This is a genomic window from Sorangium sp. So ce836 (genome assembly GCF_028553905.1).
Taxonomy (GTDB): Bacteria; Myxococcota_A; Polyangia; order Polyangiales; family Polyangiaceae; genus Sorangium; species Sorangium cellulosum_D.
In genome coordinates, this window is record NZ_CP102233.1 from 13,845,373 (window position 1) to 13,861,471 (window position 16,099).

General features: G+C 74.7%; 11 protein-coding genes. 9 read left to right on the forward strand and 2 right to left on the reverse strand.

The window, feature by feature from the left end:
* Positions 1 to 67: 67 nt before the first annotated feature.
* The gene (locus NQZ70_RS50540; protein ID WP_129580614.1) at positions 68 to 289 is read right to left on the reverse strand and encodes a hypothetical protein; all 222 of its coding nucleotides are present in this window, start codon (positions 287 to 289) and stop codon (positions 68 to 70) included.
* Between the two features lie 380 nt (positions 290 to 669).
* Between NQZ70_RS50540 and NQZ70_RS50545 the strand changes: the two genes are divergently transcribed.
* The 9 genes from NQZ70_RS50545 (at position 670) to NQZ70_RS50585 (ending at position 14,251) form a co-directional block, all read left to right on the forward strand.
* Positions 670 to 1,374, forward strand: a complete 705-nt coding sequence (locus NQZ70_RS50545; RefSeq protein WP_129582062.1) for an RNA polymerase sigma factor — start codon at positions 670 to 672, stop codon at positions 1,372 to 1,374.
* Positions 1,371 to 2,678 (forward strand): tetratricopeptide repeat protein, encoded by a 1,308-nt coding sequence (locus NQZ70_RS50550; protein WP_129580615.1) that lies wholly within the window; start codon positions 1,371 to 1,373, stop codon positions 2,676 to 2,678. The genes NQZ70_RS50545 and NQZ70_RS50550 overlap by 4 nt, the downstream gene beginning before the upstream one ends.
* Before the next feature lie 112 nt (positions 2,679 to 2,790).
* Entirely contained in the window at positions 2,791 to 5,019 is a 2,229-nt protein-coding gene (locus tag NQZ70_RS50555; protein ID WP_129580616.1) for a biotin carboxylase N-terminal domain-containing protein, read from the forward strand.
* Between the two features lie 316 nt (positions 5,020 to 5,335).
* Positions 5,336 to 6,463 carry a hypothetical protein gene (locus NQZ70_RS50560; RefSeq protein ID WP_237244802.1) on the forward strand — a complete coding sequence of 376 codons (1,128 nt, stop codon included), beginning with the start codon at positions 5,336 to 5,338 and terminating at the stop codon, positions 6,461 to 6,463.
* Positions 6,464 to 6,624: 161 nt separating this feature from the next.
* Positions 6,625 to 8,001: an SIR2 family protein gene (locus NQZ70_RS50565; protein ID WP_237244803.1), complete on the forward strand. Its 1,377-nt coding sequence runs from the start codon at positions 6,625 to 6,627 to the stop codon at positions 7,999 to 8,001.
* A 279-nt stretch (positions 8,002 to 8,280) separates the two neighbouring features.
* Entirely contained in the window at positions 8,281 to 8,712 is a 432-nt protein-coding gene (locus NQZ70_RS50570; protein WP_237244804.1) for a hypothetical protein, read from the forward strand.
* Between the two features lie 151 nt (positions 8,713 to 8,863).
* Positions 8,864 to 11,827 carry a hypothetical protein gene (locus NQZ70_RS50575; RefSeq protein ID WP_129580618.1) on the forward strand — a complete coding sequence of 988 codons (2,964 nt, stop codon included), beginning with the start codon at positions 8,864 to 8,866 and terminating at the stop codon, positions 11,825 to 11,827.
* The gene (locus NQZ70_RS50580; RefSeq protein WP_165374578.1) at positions 11,824 to 13,440 is read left to right on the forward strand and encodes a hypothetical protein; all 1,617 of its coding nucleotides are present in this window, start codon (positions 11,824 to 11,826) and stop codon (positions 13,438 to 13,440) included. The genes NQZ70_RS50575 and NQZ70_RS50580 overlap by 4 nt, the downstream gene beginning before the upstream one ends.
* Positions 13,441 to 13,771: 331 nt before the next feature.
* A complete protein-coding gene (locus NQZ70_RS50585) occupies positions 13,772 to 14,251 on the forward strand; it encodes a hypothetical protein (RefSeq protein WP_129580619.1) in 480 nt (159 codons plus the stop codon).
* 235 nt (positions 14,252 to 14,486) lie between these two features.
* Here the strand turns inward: NQZ70_RS50585 and NQZ70_RS50590 are convergent, their stop codons facing one another.
* Positions 14,487 to 16,097: a DUF262 domain-containing protein gene (locus NQZ70_RS50590; protein ID WP_165374579.1), complete on the reverse strand. Its 1,611-nt coding sequence runs from the start codon at positions 16,095 to 16,097 to the stop codon at positions 14,487 to 14,489.
* Between the last annotated feature and the right edge of the window lie 2 nt (positions 16,098 to 16,099).

Below are 16,099 nucleotides of genomic sequence, written 5' to 3' on the forward strand. Positions count from 1 at the left end.
AGAGGTGCCGCCCAAAGCGCTCCGCAGCGCGCGCTTCACCCAGGAAGCGACGCGCCGCGCAGAGGGCTCACTGCTTGGGAGCCTCGGCCGGGTTCGCCGCCGCCGGATCGGCCGGAGCCGAGGGGGCCGACTCCGGGGTCGCCGCGGGCGCCGCCTCGGTCGAGGCGGGGGCCGCGTCGGTCGACGCCGGGGCCGCCGACGGGTCGCTCGCGGCCGGGGCGCTGCCGCCGCAGGCAACGGCGAGGGACGAGACCGACACGGCGACGAGCGCAAGAACGAGCTTGTTCATGGGAATCCTCCGAAAAAAGAGGGCGGCGAGGCCACCCCCAACCAGCAAACGTAGGAGCCGCAGTCCAAATCCGGCGGCCACCCACCCAGACGCCGCAGGGGGACAGAACGGCTCACAGTTTTTTCGATGAGCCGCCCGGGCCCCACCAGGCGTCTAGAAAACTGTGGGAGGCTCGGGGCTCTCCTGATGCTGCCCCGGACAGGAGACCGGGACGCGGCGCGCCGCCTCGGCCCAGGGGCCGCTTCCCGCGCGGCGTCTCGAACACCCAGGCTGCTCCTTTTCAGGTACACGAACCCATGGCTCTGAGACCTCAGCGAGGGCGCCTGCGCCTTGTCGAACCGGTCGTCCCGGCCGCCCCGGCCGCGGAGGCTCAGGCGGACATGGGCGAGGCCGGCCCGGCCTTCGCCCCGGAGGAGCGCGGCCGGAGCGATGTCCGGCCCGGGGGCGCGCGCGGGGGGAATGCCGCGGACAGGCGGAGCGCCGTCGCGGGCGCGCCGGCGGAGCGGGGGGGAGGCCTTACGGAGCTGCCGGACGCGCAGCTCGTGGTGCTCGGCGCGCGCGGGGACGTGGGCGCGCTCGAGCAGCTCTACCGGCGGCACGCGGCCTTCGCCATCCACCTCGCGACGCGCATCGAGGGCTCGGCGCGCGACGTGGAGGACATCGTGCACGACGCGTTCCTCCGCGCCTTCGAGCGCCTCGGCGACCTCGTGGACCCGGCCGCCTTCCGCGCCTGGCTCGGCTCGATCGTCGTCCACAAGGTCCGCTCGCGGATGCGGCGCACGCGGCTGCTCGGGATGCTCGGGATGGGCAAGTCGAGCGAGCCGGTCGATCTCGACGCGCTCGCGAGCCCGGCCGCCTCTCCCCACGCGCGCGCGCAGATCGCCCAGATCTACGCCCTGCTCCAGACGCTGCCGGCCGACGACCGGATCGCGTGGATCCTCCGCTCGGTGGAGGGGCACGATCTCGAGACGGTCGCGCAGATGACCGACTGCTCGCTGGCCACCGTCAAGCGGCGGATTTCACGGGCGCAACACTTCCTCGACGGTCATTTTGTGGATTCAACCAGCAGCGAGGCGTCATCATGAGCCGGCGAGGGCTACCCCGGATCGCACCGGCAGATCTGCGCGACCACGCGACCGAAGAGCGGATCGCGCGCGTCTGGGACCGCATCGAGCACGACCTCGCGGCGCGCGAGCCGTCGTCGTCGCGCCGCGCGGGCGTGGCCGCGATGCTCGCGGCGGCGACGCTCTCGGCGTTCGCCGGCGGCCTGTGGCTCGGCAAGACGATCTGGAGCGACGAGCAGGGCGCGCCGCCGCCCACCGCCGTGGCGCCGACCGACGACGTGCCGTCGCTGGTCGACGTGTTCGCCGCGGGCTCGCGGGGGCGCACCTTCCAGCTGCCGGGCGGCGGGACGATCTCGCTCACCGCGGGCACCACCGTCGAGGTCGAGCAGGCGGGCGGCGGCGCGCTGACGCTGCGGCTCGTGCAGGGCGAGGCGTGGCTCGACACCGTGATCGGGACGCGCACGGCGGCGCTCTCGATCGTGGCCGGGGAGGCCCGGCTCGCGGCGGCGGCGGGCAGCGTGCTGCGCGTGAGGCACAACGTCGACGACATCGACGTCAACGTCGCGGACGGGTCGGTCAAGCTCACGTCGCCGGCCGGCTCGCGGGAGCTCGGGCGCGGCGACGCCGAGGAGGGCGTGCCGATCCGGCAGCCCACGGCGGTGGTGGCGCCGCCGGAGGAGCGCCGGCGCGCCCGCGTCGCGTCGCTGCCCCGATCGAGCGCGGAGGTGGCGCCGGTCGCGCCGCCGTCCGACGCGCCGGCGGCGGCGGCGCCGGCCGCCGCGCCCGACTGGCGCGCGCGGTACAACGCGGGCAACGTCGCCGAGGCGCTGCAGAGCCTGAAGCAGCAGAGCGGCGGCGTCGACGGCGCCATCGCCTCCGCGAAGACGGCGCGGGAGCTGATGGACCTCAGCGATCTCCTGCGCGCGAAGGGCGGCGATCTCTCCGCGGCGATGCGCGCCTTCGCGCGCGTCGTCGAGAGCTTCCCGACCGACGCGTACGCGCCGATCGCGGCCTACAAGCTCGGCGACCTCTACGCCAGCATGGGCGATCAGGCGCAGGCGGCGAAGTATCTGGACCAGGCGCGCTCGCTGTCGCCCGAGGGCAACCTCGCGGAGGACTCGTTCTGCAAGCGCATCCGCACCGAGCTCGTCGCCGGGCGCAAGGACGAGGCCTCGCAGATGGCCAAGGAGTACGTCGCCAAGTACCCGGACGGCCGGTGCGAGGACGTCCAGCGGCTCGTCTCGGGCGAGGCGGCGGAGGAGGACGAGGAGGAGGCCGCGCCGCCCCAGCCTGCGCCCGCCCCCGACGCCAGCCCCGCGCCGTGATCCGCGCGCGCCGGTCCCGGGGCGGCGCTCGGCGGCCCCGCCTCTCCGACCGACAGGCTTGACATCCCGTAACGGCTCTGCGCTTGCTTGCCGCGCCGGAGAACCGCTTAGGATGACCACCGCCGTCCGCACCAGCTCCCTCCCCGCTCGCAAGGACGTTCAGGCTCTCCCGTCGTGGAAGCTCGTGCTGCCGAGAGGCGGCTACGTCTCCTCGATGGAAGCGTTCACCACGGCGATGGGCCTCCCGGGGTTCTCGCTGCTCGACCTCGGCACGCTGGCCGGCGGCAAGGACGCGCACCGCCTCCTCGGGCTGCGGTACCTGGTCGCCAACGGCGAGGTGTGGAGAGAGCACTTCGGCTGGCGGCGCGCGCTGGAGGCGGCGCTGCGCCGGGAGCTCCTCGGCGACGAGCGGGTGCAGGAGCTCCTGTCGGCGGCCGAGGGCCTCCTGTCGCGGATCCGGGAGGCGCGCGCCTCGATCACGCCCGAGGACCGCGGCGGGTTCGCCCGGTACCTGGAGGGCGGGCTGCTCCGGGCGCTGAAGCGCCGCGATTTCGAGGAGGAGCGCTTCCTCAAGTTCCTGATCCTGGAGCAGGACGAGCCCTCGCTCCGCGCTCAGGCGGCGGAGCTCCTGCGCTCCCGGGCTGGAGAGCTCCAGCGGGACGACGCGCAGGTGCTGGATCTCCTCTACGCCGCCGTGCACCGGCTGGACAGCTACCCCGCCACCACGGTGAGCGCGGGCCAGCTCAAGTACGTCCTCGTGGCGGACAAGGGGGAGATGGGCGTGCGGGCGACGCGCGAGGCGATCGCGCTCGGCAAGGTCCCCGTGGTCCTCTACAGCCTGAAGGACGACGAGAACGCGCTGCAGGTGCGGATCGCGCGGGAGGGCGGCGGGTTCGCGGTGGGCCTCGAGGGGAGCTTCCGCGAGAGCTACGCGAACTACGTCCAGATCGCGGACAAGGTGAGGGCCGAGTTCGAGCGGCGCTTCGGGGACGACTGGGAAGAGGAGCTCTCGCGCGCGGGCCTCTACCCCGGGTACGGCCCGCTCGCGGAGAACGCCGCGGCGATCCGGCACTTCCGCCAGAAGAACATCGTCTTCGTCGGTCCGATGCAGGACGTCGTGGAGAACGCCGGCGACAAGCGGAAATTCCGCCTGATGGCCCAGGAGTTCGACGCGACGGCGGTGACGCCGGGCCTCGTCATCGACAGCGACGATCCCGACGAGATCCAGCGGATCATCGTGGAGACGCACGCCGCCGGGCGCTTCACCTTCCCGGGGCGCCTCAAGGCCGCGAACGGCGGCGGCGGGCGCGGGCAGGCCGTCATCCCGACCGCGGAGCAGGTGCCCCAGGCCATCCAGAAGGTCCTCGGCGAGATCAAGGCGTACAACTGGCAGCCGGGCGTGATGTTCGAGCAGAACATCCCGGAGACGATCCACCTGGAGGTGCAGGTGCTCCGGGATCGCTACGGCAACACGCGGCACTTCGGCATGCGCGACTGCAGCGAGCAGCGCGCCAGCCAGAAGATCCAGGAAGAGGCGCCGCCGGCCCTGCTCCGGCGGTACCCCGGCCTCGAGGAGCGGATCTGCGGGCTCGCCGTGCAGATCGCGGAGCGCGTGGGCTACGTGGGCGCGGGGACCGTGGAGCTGATGTTCAAGGACGGGAAGTTCTACTTCCTGGAGATGAACACGCGCATCCAGGTGGAGCACCCCGTCAGCGAGGAGAGCTACGCCATCAAGCGGAAGCGGGGCCGCGTCCCCGTGAACCTCGTCGCGTGGCAGATGCGCATCGCGGACGGGCAGGCCATCGACTTCGAGCAAGAGCAGGTGGTGCAGACGCACTGCAGCCGCGAGTTCCGCATCAACGCGGAGAGCTGGAATCCGGACCTCAGGGACTCGCGGGACGGCGGGAAGGGGCTGTTCCTGCCGAACGCCGGCGTCTTCGACCGCATCGCGCTCCCCGAGGCCGGCGCGATCCGCGAGGCGCTCGAGGACAAGGGCCTCACCGATCTGAAGATCCGGTTCGACTGCGGCTTCGAGGCCGGGGACGTCCTGGTCAACAAGGACCCCACGTTCGGCAAGCTCATCGTCTCGGTGAGCAGCAAGGACCCGGACAAGGCCTATGAGCTCTTGCGGCTCGCGTCCCTCGAGGTGCTGAAGAGGATGAAGATCGAGGGGCGGCAGGTGCGCCCCGACGGGACGCCGATCGCGGGCTCGCCGTTCAAAACGAACCTCCAGGATCACGTGCGCATCCTGAAGCTGCCGCTGTTCAAGCGCCATTCGAGCTACGACGATCGAGGCCGCCACGTGAACTGGGTGGTGGCCGCGTTCCGCGAAGAGGCGTAGCCCGGGGAGGTCGCCGCGATCGGGCGGGAGGCGTCGCGAGGAGATGGCGGCCAGTCCGATCCGGAAGGGCTGAAAGACCGGCCGGTGAACCACCGCGCGGCGTGGGAGCCCCGGAGGCTCGGGCCGTGACACGACGCGACGAAAGCGCTGGCGGCGAAATATTACGAGCGCGCGCGGTCGCTGCCGCTCGAGGGCGGCGCCGCGGTGGTGTCGCCCGGCAACCGCAGCCTGGGTGAGGCGGTCGCCGTCGACAAGAAAGAGGCAATTCAGACCGCAACGGGGTATGTGGCCAAGTACCCCGATGGCCGGTGCGAGGATGCCCAGCGGATCATCTCCGGCGCGGCCGCGGCCGCAGCGGGAGGGCCTCCGTCGCCTGTCCCCGGCGCGCGCCCCGCGCCCGCATCCGCGCGCGCGCGCCCTCGCCGCGATCGTCCTCCTGCTGGGCTCCGCCGCCCCCGCCGCGGCGGCCGAGCCGCGGGCGCTCCTGGCGAGCAGCGGCTCCGCCCCTGCGCCGAGCGCGCCGCAGCTGCCCGCCGCGGCGGCGCCCATCGAGGTGCGCGTCGCGCTGTCGCGCGGCGCGGCGGAGGAGGTCTCGAGCGTCCGCGTCCGGCGCCTGCTCGAGATCGAGCTCCCGGACGGCGCGGCGCTCGCCGCCGAGCCGGTCGGCCCGCTCGGCGATCGCGTCGCGAGCGTGTGGGTCGACCGGCCCACCGCCGCCCGCCTCGAGATCCAGGTGCGCCTCGACGGCCGCGCGGTCGTGCGGCGGCAGATCGCCGTCTCCGGCCTCACCTCGGACGTCGCCGCGCGCCTCGTCGCGATCGCCGCCTCCGAGATGATCCTCGCCGAGATGCGCCGCGCGCGCGCCCCGCGTCGTCCGCCGCCGCCGCGGCGCCCCACCCCGGACGAGATCGAGCTCGCCTCGCGCGATCTCGACGCGCTGTCCGTCTCGGCCGGACCCTACGCGGCGGTCGTCTCGGGCGGCCCGCACGTGCTCGGCGGCGCCGGCCTGACGCTCGGCCTGCGGCGTCTGCGGCTCACCGAGTCGCTGTTCGCCCGCCTGCTGGCCGCCCCGTCGTCCGGCGGCGAGACGCTGCGCTGGCTCGAGGGCGGCTTCTCGGGCGACTACCGCTTCTGGCTCGCCGCCTCGTGGCGCCTGTCGATCGGCGCCGCCGCCTCGGTCGCCTCGGTCCGGCTGCCGGCCGCCGCTTCCGTCGACGGCATCGCGGGCGAGCGCGATACCTGGTCTGCCCGCGCCGGCCTCGGGCTCGGCGTCGAGACCCGGCTGGGCGGCCCCCTGTGGCTCGGGCTCACGCTGGACCCCGGGGTGGTGCTCCGGCCGGCGCCGTACGAGGCCGCCGGCGGCACCGCGGGCGCCGTCGAGGGGGTCTGGCTCGGGGTCGGCCTGTCGCTCGCCGCGGAGCGGCGCGCCTCGCCGCCGCGGTGAGCAGAGGGGCGCGCTGCCCCGCGGCGGTGAGCAGAGGGGCGCGGCGCCGCGGCGGTGAGAGCGGCAGGCGCTCCGCCCCGCGGCGGCGAGGAGAGATGCGCGCCTCGCCGCCGCGGCGCCGCGCCGCCCGCGGGCGCGGATCCGCGGTATCGTGTTCGTCGATGGATGACGAGATCCTCGAGCAGCTGCGCGAGCGCTACGCGTCAGGGAACCTGATCGTCTTCGCCGGCGCGGGCGTGTCGGCCGCGGCGGGCATGCCGACCTGGAAGCAGCTCGCCGAGCGGCTGCGCGACCGCGCGCGGAGGAAGGGCGCCGACCCCGCGGTGGTCGACGAGATCCAGCAGTACATCGCCTCGAACCAGCTCATCAACGCGCTCTCCGCCGCGAAGCTCGCGCTCGGGCCGCAGGACTTCAACTGGACGGTCGACAAGGAGCTCGACGACACCGGCCGCGACGTGCCCGAGGTGGCGCAGGCGATCGCCGCGCTCAAGCCGAAGCTCAAGGCGGTGCTCACCACCAACGTCGACCGCTTCCTGGAGCGCGCGTTCCAGGGCGAGTGGCGCATGGTCGACCGGCCGGCGGCCGACATCGCCATGGACAGGCGCTTCATCCTGAAGCTGCACGGCACGCTGCGCGCGTGGGACACCTGGGTGTTCTCGCGCGACCAGTACGACCGGGCGATCTTCGGCTCGCCGCTCCTGCAGGACGCGTTCGGCGCCCTCTACCGCACGCACTCCATCCTGTTCGTGGGCTTCGGCCTCGCCGACGACAACATCGACCAGACGCTCGCCCGCGTGCGCGCCCTCGCGGGCGGCCAGCCGCCCATGCACTTCGCGCTGCTCCCGAAGGGCGTGCCCCCGTTCCGCCGCCGGCTGCTCGAGGAGTCGGGCATCCGGCTCATCGTCTACGACAACCAGGCCGGCGATCACGCCGAGGTCGCGCAGCTCCTCCTCGGCCTGGAGCCGGCCGCCGCGCCGCCGCCGCCGCCGCCGCCGCGCGCCGCGACGCCCGCGCCGGCGCCGCACCCGGCGTCGAGTGCGCACCCGACCGCGGCCCCGCCGGCGAACACGCACCCGGCCAAGGCGCGGCCGGTGCGCGTCTTCTTCTCCTACGCGTCGCGCGACGAGGAGCTGCTCGCGCGCCTCGAGGCGCACATGAGCCCGCTCAAGCGCGAGGGGCTGATCGCGCCGTGGCACAGCGGGAAGATCGGCGCGGGCGAGGACCTGGAGCGCGCGATCGGCGAGCAGCTCGAGGCGGCCGATCTGATCCTGCTCCTCGTGAGCGCGAGCTACCTCGCGTCCGAGCAGGGCGACGCGCAGGTGACGCGCGCCATGGAGCGGCGCGCCGCCGGGCAGGCCGCGGTCGTGCCGATCCTGCTCCGCCCCTGCGACTGGGAGACGACGCGCTTCGCCGAGCTCCAGGCGGTGCCGCGGGACAAGAAGCCCGTGACGAAGTGGTCCGACGAGGACGAGGCGCTCCTCCAGGTGGTGCGGGAGATCCGCGCGGTGGTGACGAAGCTGCGCGCCTCGCTCCGGTGAGCCCGGGCGCCCTCGTCCGGGCGGCGGCTCCGCCGCGGGGCGCGCGGTTTCCGCACTCTTCCGCCTCCTCGCCTCGTGAGGGATCGCCGCGGCGCGCGCCCGGGCGAGGCGGACCGGGCGGCCTCGCCAGCCCGAGCCCTCGGCGTTTTCTCGGGCTCTTCTGAGCCTCTGGCCTTGCCGCGCTGCGGCCCGCGGCGGGCGCGGACGCACGTCGCGACGCGCATGCGGCTTGCTTGGCCCACGGGGCGGACCACGCGAACGAGCGGAGAGGTGGCCATCGTGAGCCCATTGCACAGAGAGCGGATGGTGACGGCGCGCGAGAGCAGCCAGCCCGATGCGCGGGCCGCCGACGAGGAGCCCCCGCCGGAGTCGCGCCGGCAACCGGCCGTCTACACGGCGTGCGGTGGACCTACCGGAGAGCCCTGGCCGGAGCGCTCGCCCGTGCTCACGCCGGAGGAGGCGCGCGAGCTGTCCGAGCGCTGGAGCGCGATCCAGGCGGGCTTCATCGAGGCGCCGCGCCTGTCGGTCGAGCAGGCCGACGCGCTCCTGGCCGAGGTCATCCAGCGGGTCGCGCAGAGCTTCCGCGAGGAGCGCGGCGAGCTCCAGCGCCTGATCGACGGAGAGCCCGGGCAGCCGGAGGCGTCGACGGAGGAGCTCCGGCTCGCCCTGCGCAGGTACAGGTCGCTGCTCGGGCGCCTGCTCGCGTTCTAGCGTTCGAGGGACGCGCGGGCGGGGCGTTCGAGGGACGCGCGGACGGGGCGTCCGGGGCCGCGCGGGCGTGCGACCGGGGCGTGCGCGCCGCGCGACGCCGACCAGCGGCGCCCTGTAGCGGGGGCTCATCGCTTCTGGCATGGTCGCCGCCATGCTCGTTCGCAGTGCTCTCCCCTCGGTTCGACGCGGCCCGCAGCGCGAGGCAGGCCGCCTGCGCGGCGCCGCGCTCGGCCGCCGCGCGCCGGCGCTGCTCGGCGCCGCGCTCGCGCTGCTGCTCGGGTGCTCCGGCGCCGCGCAGGCCCCCGCCGCGCGGCCGGCGCGCGTCGTGAAGACGCCGCCCACGCAGCCGAAGGCGCCGGAGGGGCCGCCGCTCCTGCCGGCCCAGGTGGTCGCGGAGCTCGAGGACGAGGACGCGACGCCCTACTTCGCCCGGCGCGGCGACGAGGCGCTCCTGCTCTACGCGGCGGGCGGCAGGTGGAGGACCCGCGTCATCGGCGCGGACGGCGCGCCGCGGGGGGACGTCGTCGACGCCGGGCCGGCCGCCGCCGACGTGCCCGTCGCCGCGCTCCGCGCCGGGCCGCAGGGCTACATCGCCGCGTGGATCGAGCAGATCGGGGGGAGCCGCGCGGTGCGCGCGCTCGCGCTCGACCCGGCCGGCAAGCCGATCGCCCCGGCGAGCCCGGTCGCGCAGACGGCCGAGGAGATCACGTGGCTCGACGTGCTCCCGAACGCGAAGGGGGCGCTCGTGCTGTGGGAGATGCCGCGTGAAGACCGCGTGGACGTGGTCATGACGGTCCTCGCGCAGGACAAGGGCGCCGCGATCAAGCCGACGGCGCCCGCGTCGGTCGCGCGCGGGGTGCTCGGGTGGAACGCGGTCGCCACCGAGCGCGGCGCGGCGGTCGCCCTCGTGCTCCCGCCGGCCGCGCCGCCGCCCAGGGCCCAGGGCAAGGCCGCGCGCAAGGCGGACGCGGAGGACGCCGCCGACGCCGCGAAGCTCGGATCCATCTCGCTCCTGGAGATCGACGCGGCCGGGAAGGTCTCGGCGCCGGTGGCGGTCAGCCCCGAGCCGACCGCGCAGATCGATCTCGAGATCGCCGAGATCGGCGGGCGCTACCTGCTCACCTGGACCGACGAGCGGGACATCGACAGCGCCGTGTACCTCGCGGCGGCCGAGCCGGGCGGCAAGGTGGTCGTCGCGCCGCGGCAGGCGACGCCGCCGTCCGGCGAGCAGGCGCTCGTGTCGCTCGTCGCGCCGCCCGCCGGGGCGGGCGGCCGGGCGCTGCTCGCGTGGGAGGACGTCTTGCGCCCCCGCGGCGGCGAGCGCGACGGCGGCGTGGAGGCCGGCGGGGCGGGGCGCCTCATCCACCTCGCGTCGGTCGGACCGGACGGCGCGCTCGGCGCGGAGCGGGCGGCGCTCGTCTTCAGCGCGAGCGGGCCGCCGGACCTCACGGCCGACGGCGACGGCTTCGCCGCGGTGACGCTCGCGCCGGCGACGCTCAAGGCCGCCCGCGACGCGGCGGCCGCGCCGCCGATCTGGCCGACGTTCGTGCGCTTCGGCCCGGATCTCTCGGTGCGGGCGGCGGAGCCGGTGCGCGCCGCGCCGTTCGCGGCGACGGGCGGCGTGCCGTACCTCGTGCGCGGGCTGAGCTGCCACAAGGGCGCGTGCGTGACGCTGGCGAGCGCGGCGGCCGGGGCCGGCGCGCAGCAGGGCGGAGCGCAGCAGGGCGGCGCGGCCAAGGCGGTGGGCGCCCGGGCGCCGCTCGCGCTCGTGTCGCTGCCGGTGCGGGAGAGCGCGTGGCGCGCGCCCGCGTTCCGGGAGGACCGGGATCCGCCGCCGCGCGCGACCGCGGTGCGCGCGCTCGCCGAGGGCGACCCGCTCGCCAAGGTGGCGGCTACCGAGCTCGACGGCGGCGCGGCGCTCGCGGCGTGGGTCACGTACTTCGTGGAGGGCGCGTCGGACGGCGCGCCCCGCGGGCAGGACCTGTCGGCGACGCTGGCGGTGCGCGCCGCGTCCCCGGGCGGCCTCGGCAAGCTGAACGTCCTCTCGCAGAAGGCGTCGTCGCTCGGCGGCGTCGCCATCGCGACGGCGCCGCCGGCCCCGGCCGATCCGAAGGGCAAGGGCGGCGCGGCGCAGGGCGAGAGCGTGATCGCGTGGGTCGCGCGCGAGCGGGGCGAGACGCAGGTCTACGTGACCAAGGTCGACGCGACCGGCGCGAAGATCGCGCAGAAGAAGCTCACCACGGCGCCGCGGAAGAAGCCGGGCGGCGCGGCGAGCGAGGCGTCCGACGTGGCGATCGCCTACGACGGCGCGGGCGGCTTCATCGTCGCGTGGGTGGACACGCGCGACGGCAACGCCGAGGTGTACGCGGCGCGGGTGGATCGCGCGCTGAACCGGACGGCGCCGGACCGGCGCATCACGAACGCGCCGCTCGACGCGGCCGAGGTGCAGATCGCGGTGCGCGGCCAGGAGGCGTGGCTCGTCTGGTCGGACGCGCGGCCGGCGGGCGACGCGGCCGCGGCGGGCGCGGCGGGCGGCGAGGCGACCGGCGACGTGTTCTTCGCGCGGCTCGACGCGAAGACGCTGCAGCGGATCGGCGACGAGACGCGGCTCCACGCGTCGCCCGAGCACTCGCGCAGCCCGGTGCTCGCGCCGCACGAGGGCGGGGCCCTCGTCGGCTGGGTCGACGAGCCGGGAGGCGACGAGGCGGCGGCCGGCGCGGGCGCTGCGTCCGGCGGCGGGGGCGCGGCGGCCGGCGGGGCGGGCGGGCGCGCGCGGCTCGTGCGGCTCGACAACGGCGGCACGATGCAGGGGCCGCCGGTGACGATCGAGGGTCCGGACGGCGCCTCCGTGTCGTCGATCGCGCTCGCGTGCGACAAGGTCTGCCGCGGCGTGCTCGCGTCGGCGCCGGGGGACTCGGTGGCGCTGAGCGCCTTCACGCTGGCGCCCGGCGAGGCGGCGGCGTCGCCCCTGAAGCCGCTGGCGTGGCTGACGGGCAGCGCGTCGCGGGACGTGTCGCCGACGCTCGCGGGGCGGTCCGGCGCGTCGCTGTTCTTCGCGGACGACGCGGTGAGCGGCTCGGGGCGGGTCCGGTGGATGACGATCGCATGGCCGTGAGCGGCGCGGGTCGGGCTCGCCCGGGGCGCGCGGCGCCGGCGCGCGCGGGCGCGCTCGTCGTGGGGGCGCTGGCCTCGGCGCTCGGCTGCCCCGGGCCGCCGGAGGTGCCGGCGCCGCCGTCGCGCCGGCCCGATGGCGCGGCGGTCCTGCCGGCCTGCAAGGGCAGCGGCTGCTCGCAGGCCGGGGCGCTGCTCGAGGCCGCGCGGGCGTTCAGCGACGTGCGGCACGACTACCTGCTCGACACCTCGAGCGCGATGGTGCCGGGGCGCGGGCTGTCGCGGAGCGCGGCGGGGGTGTTCTCGCCGGTCGGCGTCGCCTGCGCCCAGCCGAAGGCGGCGACGGGGGCGCTGGCGACCGCGGGGGCGGCGGCGGTCGCGGGCGCGACGGCGGCGCCGGGCGCGACGGCGGCGCCGGGCGCCACGCTGGCGCCGGGCGCGACGGCCTCCGCGGCGGCGCAGGGCCGGCCCGCGCCTGGCGAGGGCGAGCGCGCGATCGACTTCCGCTACGTCGGCATCGCCGTCGACTCGGTCCTCGTCGGGGCCGACGTCGACTTGCCGGCGTATTTCAGCGCCGGCGGGACGCTCGACAAGCGCCGGCTGCGGCTGGTCGCGATGGCGCTCGTCGCGGACGAGGACCCGCAGTTCTTCGAGCCGACCGAGAGCGTCGTGCCGGCGCCGGGCGGCGGCTGCGCCTGCGGTCGCGCCACGCACTTCATCGGGGCGGTGAAGCGCGGCGCGATGGTCGCCTACGAGACGGACGTGACCGCCGGCGAGGCGCACGGCACGGCGATCGGCCTGTTCAAGGCCCGGATCGAGGCGGGGGATCGCCGCGTCACGATGACCTCGGTCGGGGAGCTGGCCGTCGAGGGCGTCGAGGGCGCGCCGGTGGCCGGCGCGAAGGGCGGCGGGCAGGCGTTCGGCGCGCTGCGCCTCGACGTGAAGAAGGCGGTGCCGCTGGCGTATGCGATCTACCCGGTGGCGGACGTGTGCCGTTTCTCGCTCGCCGAGCCGGAGATCGCGCCGCAGCCGGTCGATCTCGGCGTGGTGCCGTACGGCGCCACCGGGACGGCGCAGGCGCTCATCACGAACCGGGCGCAGGTCGACATCCGGGTGACGCACGGCGAGCGCACCGTCGAGGTGCCCGCGCACGGGAGCGCGGAGCTCACGTTCTCGTGGGCGCCCGAGGGCGCGACGGCCGGCTGCGAGCGGCAGACGCGGCGCGAAACCTTCGTCGTGCAGCCGAAGGACGCGGCCTCCCCGGTGGTGCCGCGCGAGCGCGCGGTCGTGGTGCCGCTCCAGGTCACGACGGGGATGCCGACATTCTCGAAGCACGAGCCGATCGCGACCGAGACCGGGCGGTCGCCGGACTACGGCCGGGCGAGCGTCGACTGGACGTGCCCGGCCGGGTACGTGGTGGAGCAGTGCGAGCCGCAGCTGTCGAGCTGCCTGTCGTCGACGGGCAGCTGCAACGCGGAAGGCTACCGGCTGACGGCCGAGGCGGCCGCGGACGGGCGCGGGTGCGCCTTCCGGTGCACGGGGCCGAGCTCCTCGATCTGGGGCGACCACGGGTGCGCCTACACGGCGGCGATGGTGTGCCGGCTGGGGTGCAAGTAGGGGCGGGAAGCGAGCGGCGCTGGTTCCTCGAGTGCGCCGGGCTTCCCCGGGGGTGGTGGAGGAGGTCGCGGGAAGTGCCTTGGGCTTCCCCGGGGGTGGTGGAGGAGGTCGCGGGAAGTGCCCGGGGCTTGGCCGGAGGTGGTGGAGGACGTAGCGGGAAGTGCCCGGGGCTTGGCCGGAGGTGGTGGAGGACGTAGCGGGAAGTGCCTGGGGCTTCCCCGGGGGTGGTGGAGGACGTAGCGAGAAGTGCCTGGGGCTTCCCCGGGGTGGTGATGGGCGTTCCGGGGAGGTCGCGCAGCTGCGGACCGTGCTCAGAACATCAGGAGGACGCATGTCGTCAGCATCCACGCCGCGCAGATTCGGTCGCGCCACGGCCGCCATCATCTTCATCGGGCTGGCTTCGTGCCGGACCGGAGGCACCAAGGCGTGCACGGAGGCCGCTTGCGGCGATCACCTCGAAATCCAGTTCGAGCCCGAACTCGTCGCGACCGGTCGCTATCATTTCAGGATCGATGTGGACGGCGTGACGCGGCGCTGCGCTGCATCCCTGCCCAGCTCCGGCCACCAGGAGATCATGGACGAGTGCAGCATCCGTCAGGGGAACGGCTCCCTAGCGGGCGTCACGGTCTACGGCGTGCGACCGAAGGTGGTCGCTCTCCGCGTGGTGCGTGACCAGGCGGTCATCATGGATACCCGCGTGGCGCCGTTCTATGACGTCGAGCGACCCAACGGTCCGGATTGCCCACCCGAGTGCTCGGTAGCTCGTGTCACGGTGGAGATCAAAGAGCCGGCTCCGGGCGTCCATCGATGACACGAGCCGGGCGACCGGCGGCGCTCACGGCCGCGGCCGCCGCCATGCTCGGCTGCTGTGGAGCCGCAGGCCCCCGCGACCCGGGTGCCGTTCCGCAGCCCGTCCTCCAGCGGGCTGGGGCCCGCGCGTCCTCGCGAGCGGTGCGCCGAACTCCTCGATATGGGGCGACCACCGGCGCCTACACAGCCGTCATGCTGTGCGGCTGCGGTGCAAGCTGCTCATGGTCCTTGGTGACTCAGTCGTCCGGCTCGTCGACTTCGGGGAGCTCCCAGGATGCGCCGAACTGCTCGACCAGCTCTCGTTCTTCTTGCCACAGCCAGTTGTAGCGCGTGCCGAGCACCGTCTCCCGGGTGCGCGCCGTATCGCTCGGAAGCAGATGGCGGGCCTCGAGTGCCAAATCGCGATGGCTCTCGATTCCCGGCAGACCCGCGCCAGGCGCGCGGATCCATGCGCGGAGGCGTGCCAGATCGTCGTCGCTGGCGATGACCCTGTTCGCCAGATCGTGCGCCGATTCCTTCGGAAAGAGACGATGGAGCGCATCGTTGCCCATCGCGCCGTAGAGGCGCCGCTGCGTGTCGCCGCCGGCCTCCCGGTCGCCCGCGATCGCCATCACGAGCAGGGCGAGGCGCGACCGCACCGAGTTGAGCCGCAGCTTATCCACGGGCTTGACCACGGGCGGCGCCATCAGGTTCGACAGGTGATGTCCCCGGATCAGGGCCTCGACGCGGTCGAACTCCTGTCGGAGCTGGCCGCTCGTCATCCCGGTGAAGTGCTCGTGATAGCTCGTCCAGAAGAACCACCGCTCCAGCGCCGGCTGCGCCTGCCGCAGGCCAGGCTCGCCGACGACATGGCGCGCCCGCACCAGGGCGACGAGCTGGTACGCGTAAGGCAGGCTCCCGGGGCCGTAGACCCCGAACGCACGCAGCAGCTCGGCGACCGGGGCGAAGATCTCGGGGAACGCGCGGAGGAGATCGCGGCCGTCCTGCGATTCGAGCTTGAGCTTCAGCCCCTTGGCGCCCGACTTGTAGACGTCGAGATCCCACATAGCTTTCAGTGCGGCGATGATGATCTTGCGATCGAGCCCGCCGAAGCCCATCGGCGAGAGCTGCTCGGAGATGACGGCCAACTCGTCGTTGAAGCTGAATGTCCTCCTCAGCGTCAGAGCGTGGGCCATGTCCCCTTCGTCGAGGTCCTGGCCATAGCTGTTCACGCGGGCGAACGCCTCGGTGACCAGCTCCTGGTCGTCCGAGACCAGCGGGACGACGGGCACGACGTAGCTGCGGAACCGGCTCTCCAGCTGCCGCGCCTCCTGCAGCAGATCCCGCCGCCCCATCTCGACGAGCTGCGTGCGGAACTTGAAGAACAGATCGTCGTCGAGCACGCACGCGAGCGGTATCCACGTGGGCTGCGCGCTCTGCCGGCCGTGGCGCAACCGGAAGCGCAGGTCGTCGCCGGGGGGGGCGGCGAGATCGTAGTAGATGGGCCAGCGGCGCCCCTCGCTGTCCTGCTCCACGCCCTCGGGGAGCGGCATCAGGGCCGAGTACAGCGTGGTGACGCGCTGCAAACCGTCGACGAGATATCCGCGGACGCCCGATCGCTGGCCCTGGGGCAGGGGGCAGGGGCCGATCTGCGTCTTGACCCGGATTCCCCGATCCGATGTGGTGCGCCAGACGAGCAGGCTGCCGATGGGAATGCCGCGCCAGATGCTGTCCATCAACCGGAGCCGCTGCTCGTCCGACCACGCGTAGCCGCGCTGGAACTCGGGGACCTGGATCGTGCCCTCGTGCACCTCCTGGAGCAGCTCGGGGAGCCGGGGCAGGACCGGCGTGTCGAACATCCGGCCCATGG

Bases quoted from the DNA above. Each gene is read 5' to 3' on its own strand.
- NQZ70_RS50540 (WP_129580614.1), bottom strand. From the start codon at position 289: ATGAACAAGCTCGTTCTTGCGCTCGTCGCCGTGTCGGTCTCGTCCCTC.
- NQZ70_RS50545 (WP_129582062.1), top strand. From the start codon at position 670: ATGGGCGAGGCCGGCCCGGCCTTCGCCCCGGAGGAGCGCGGCCGGAGC.
- NQZ70_RS50550 (WP_129580615.1), top strand. From the start codon at position 1,371: ATGAGCCGGCGAGGGCTACCCCGGATCGCACCGGCAGATCTGCGCGAC.
- NQZ70_RS50555 (WP_129580616.1), top strand. From the start codon at position 2,791: ATGACCACCGCCGTCCGCACCAGCTCCCTCCCCGCTCGCAAGGACGTT.
- NQZ70_RS50560 (WP_237244802.1), top strand. From the start codon at position 5,336: ATGCCCAGCGGATCATCTCCGGCGCGGCCGCGGCCGCAGCGGGAGGGC.
- NQZ70_RS50565 (WP_237244803.1), top strand. From the start codon at position 6,625: ATGGATGACGAGATCCTCGAGCAGCTGCGCGAGCGCTACGCGTCAGGG.
- NQZ70_RS50575 (WP_129580618.1), top strand. From the start codon at position 8,864: ATGCTCGTTCGCAGTGCTCTCCCCTCGGTTCGACGCGGCCCGCAGCGC.
- NQZ70_RS50585 (WP_129580619.1), top strand. From the start codon at position 13,772: ATGTCGTCAGCATCCACGCCGCGCAGATTCGGTCGCGCCACGGCCGCC.
- NQZ70_RS50590 (WP_165374579.1), bottom strand. From the start codon at position 16,097: ATGGGCCGGATGTTCGACACGCCGGTCCTGCCCCGGCTCCCCGAGCTG.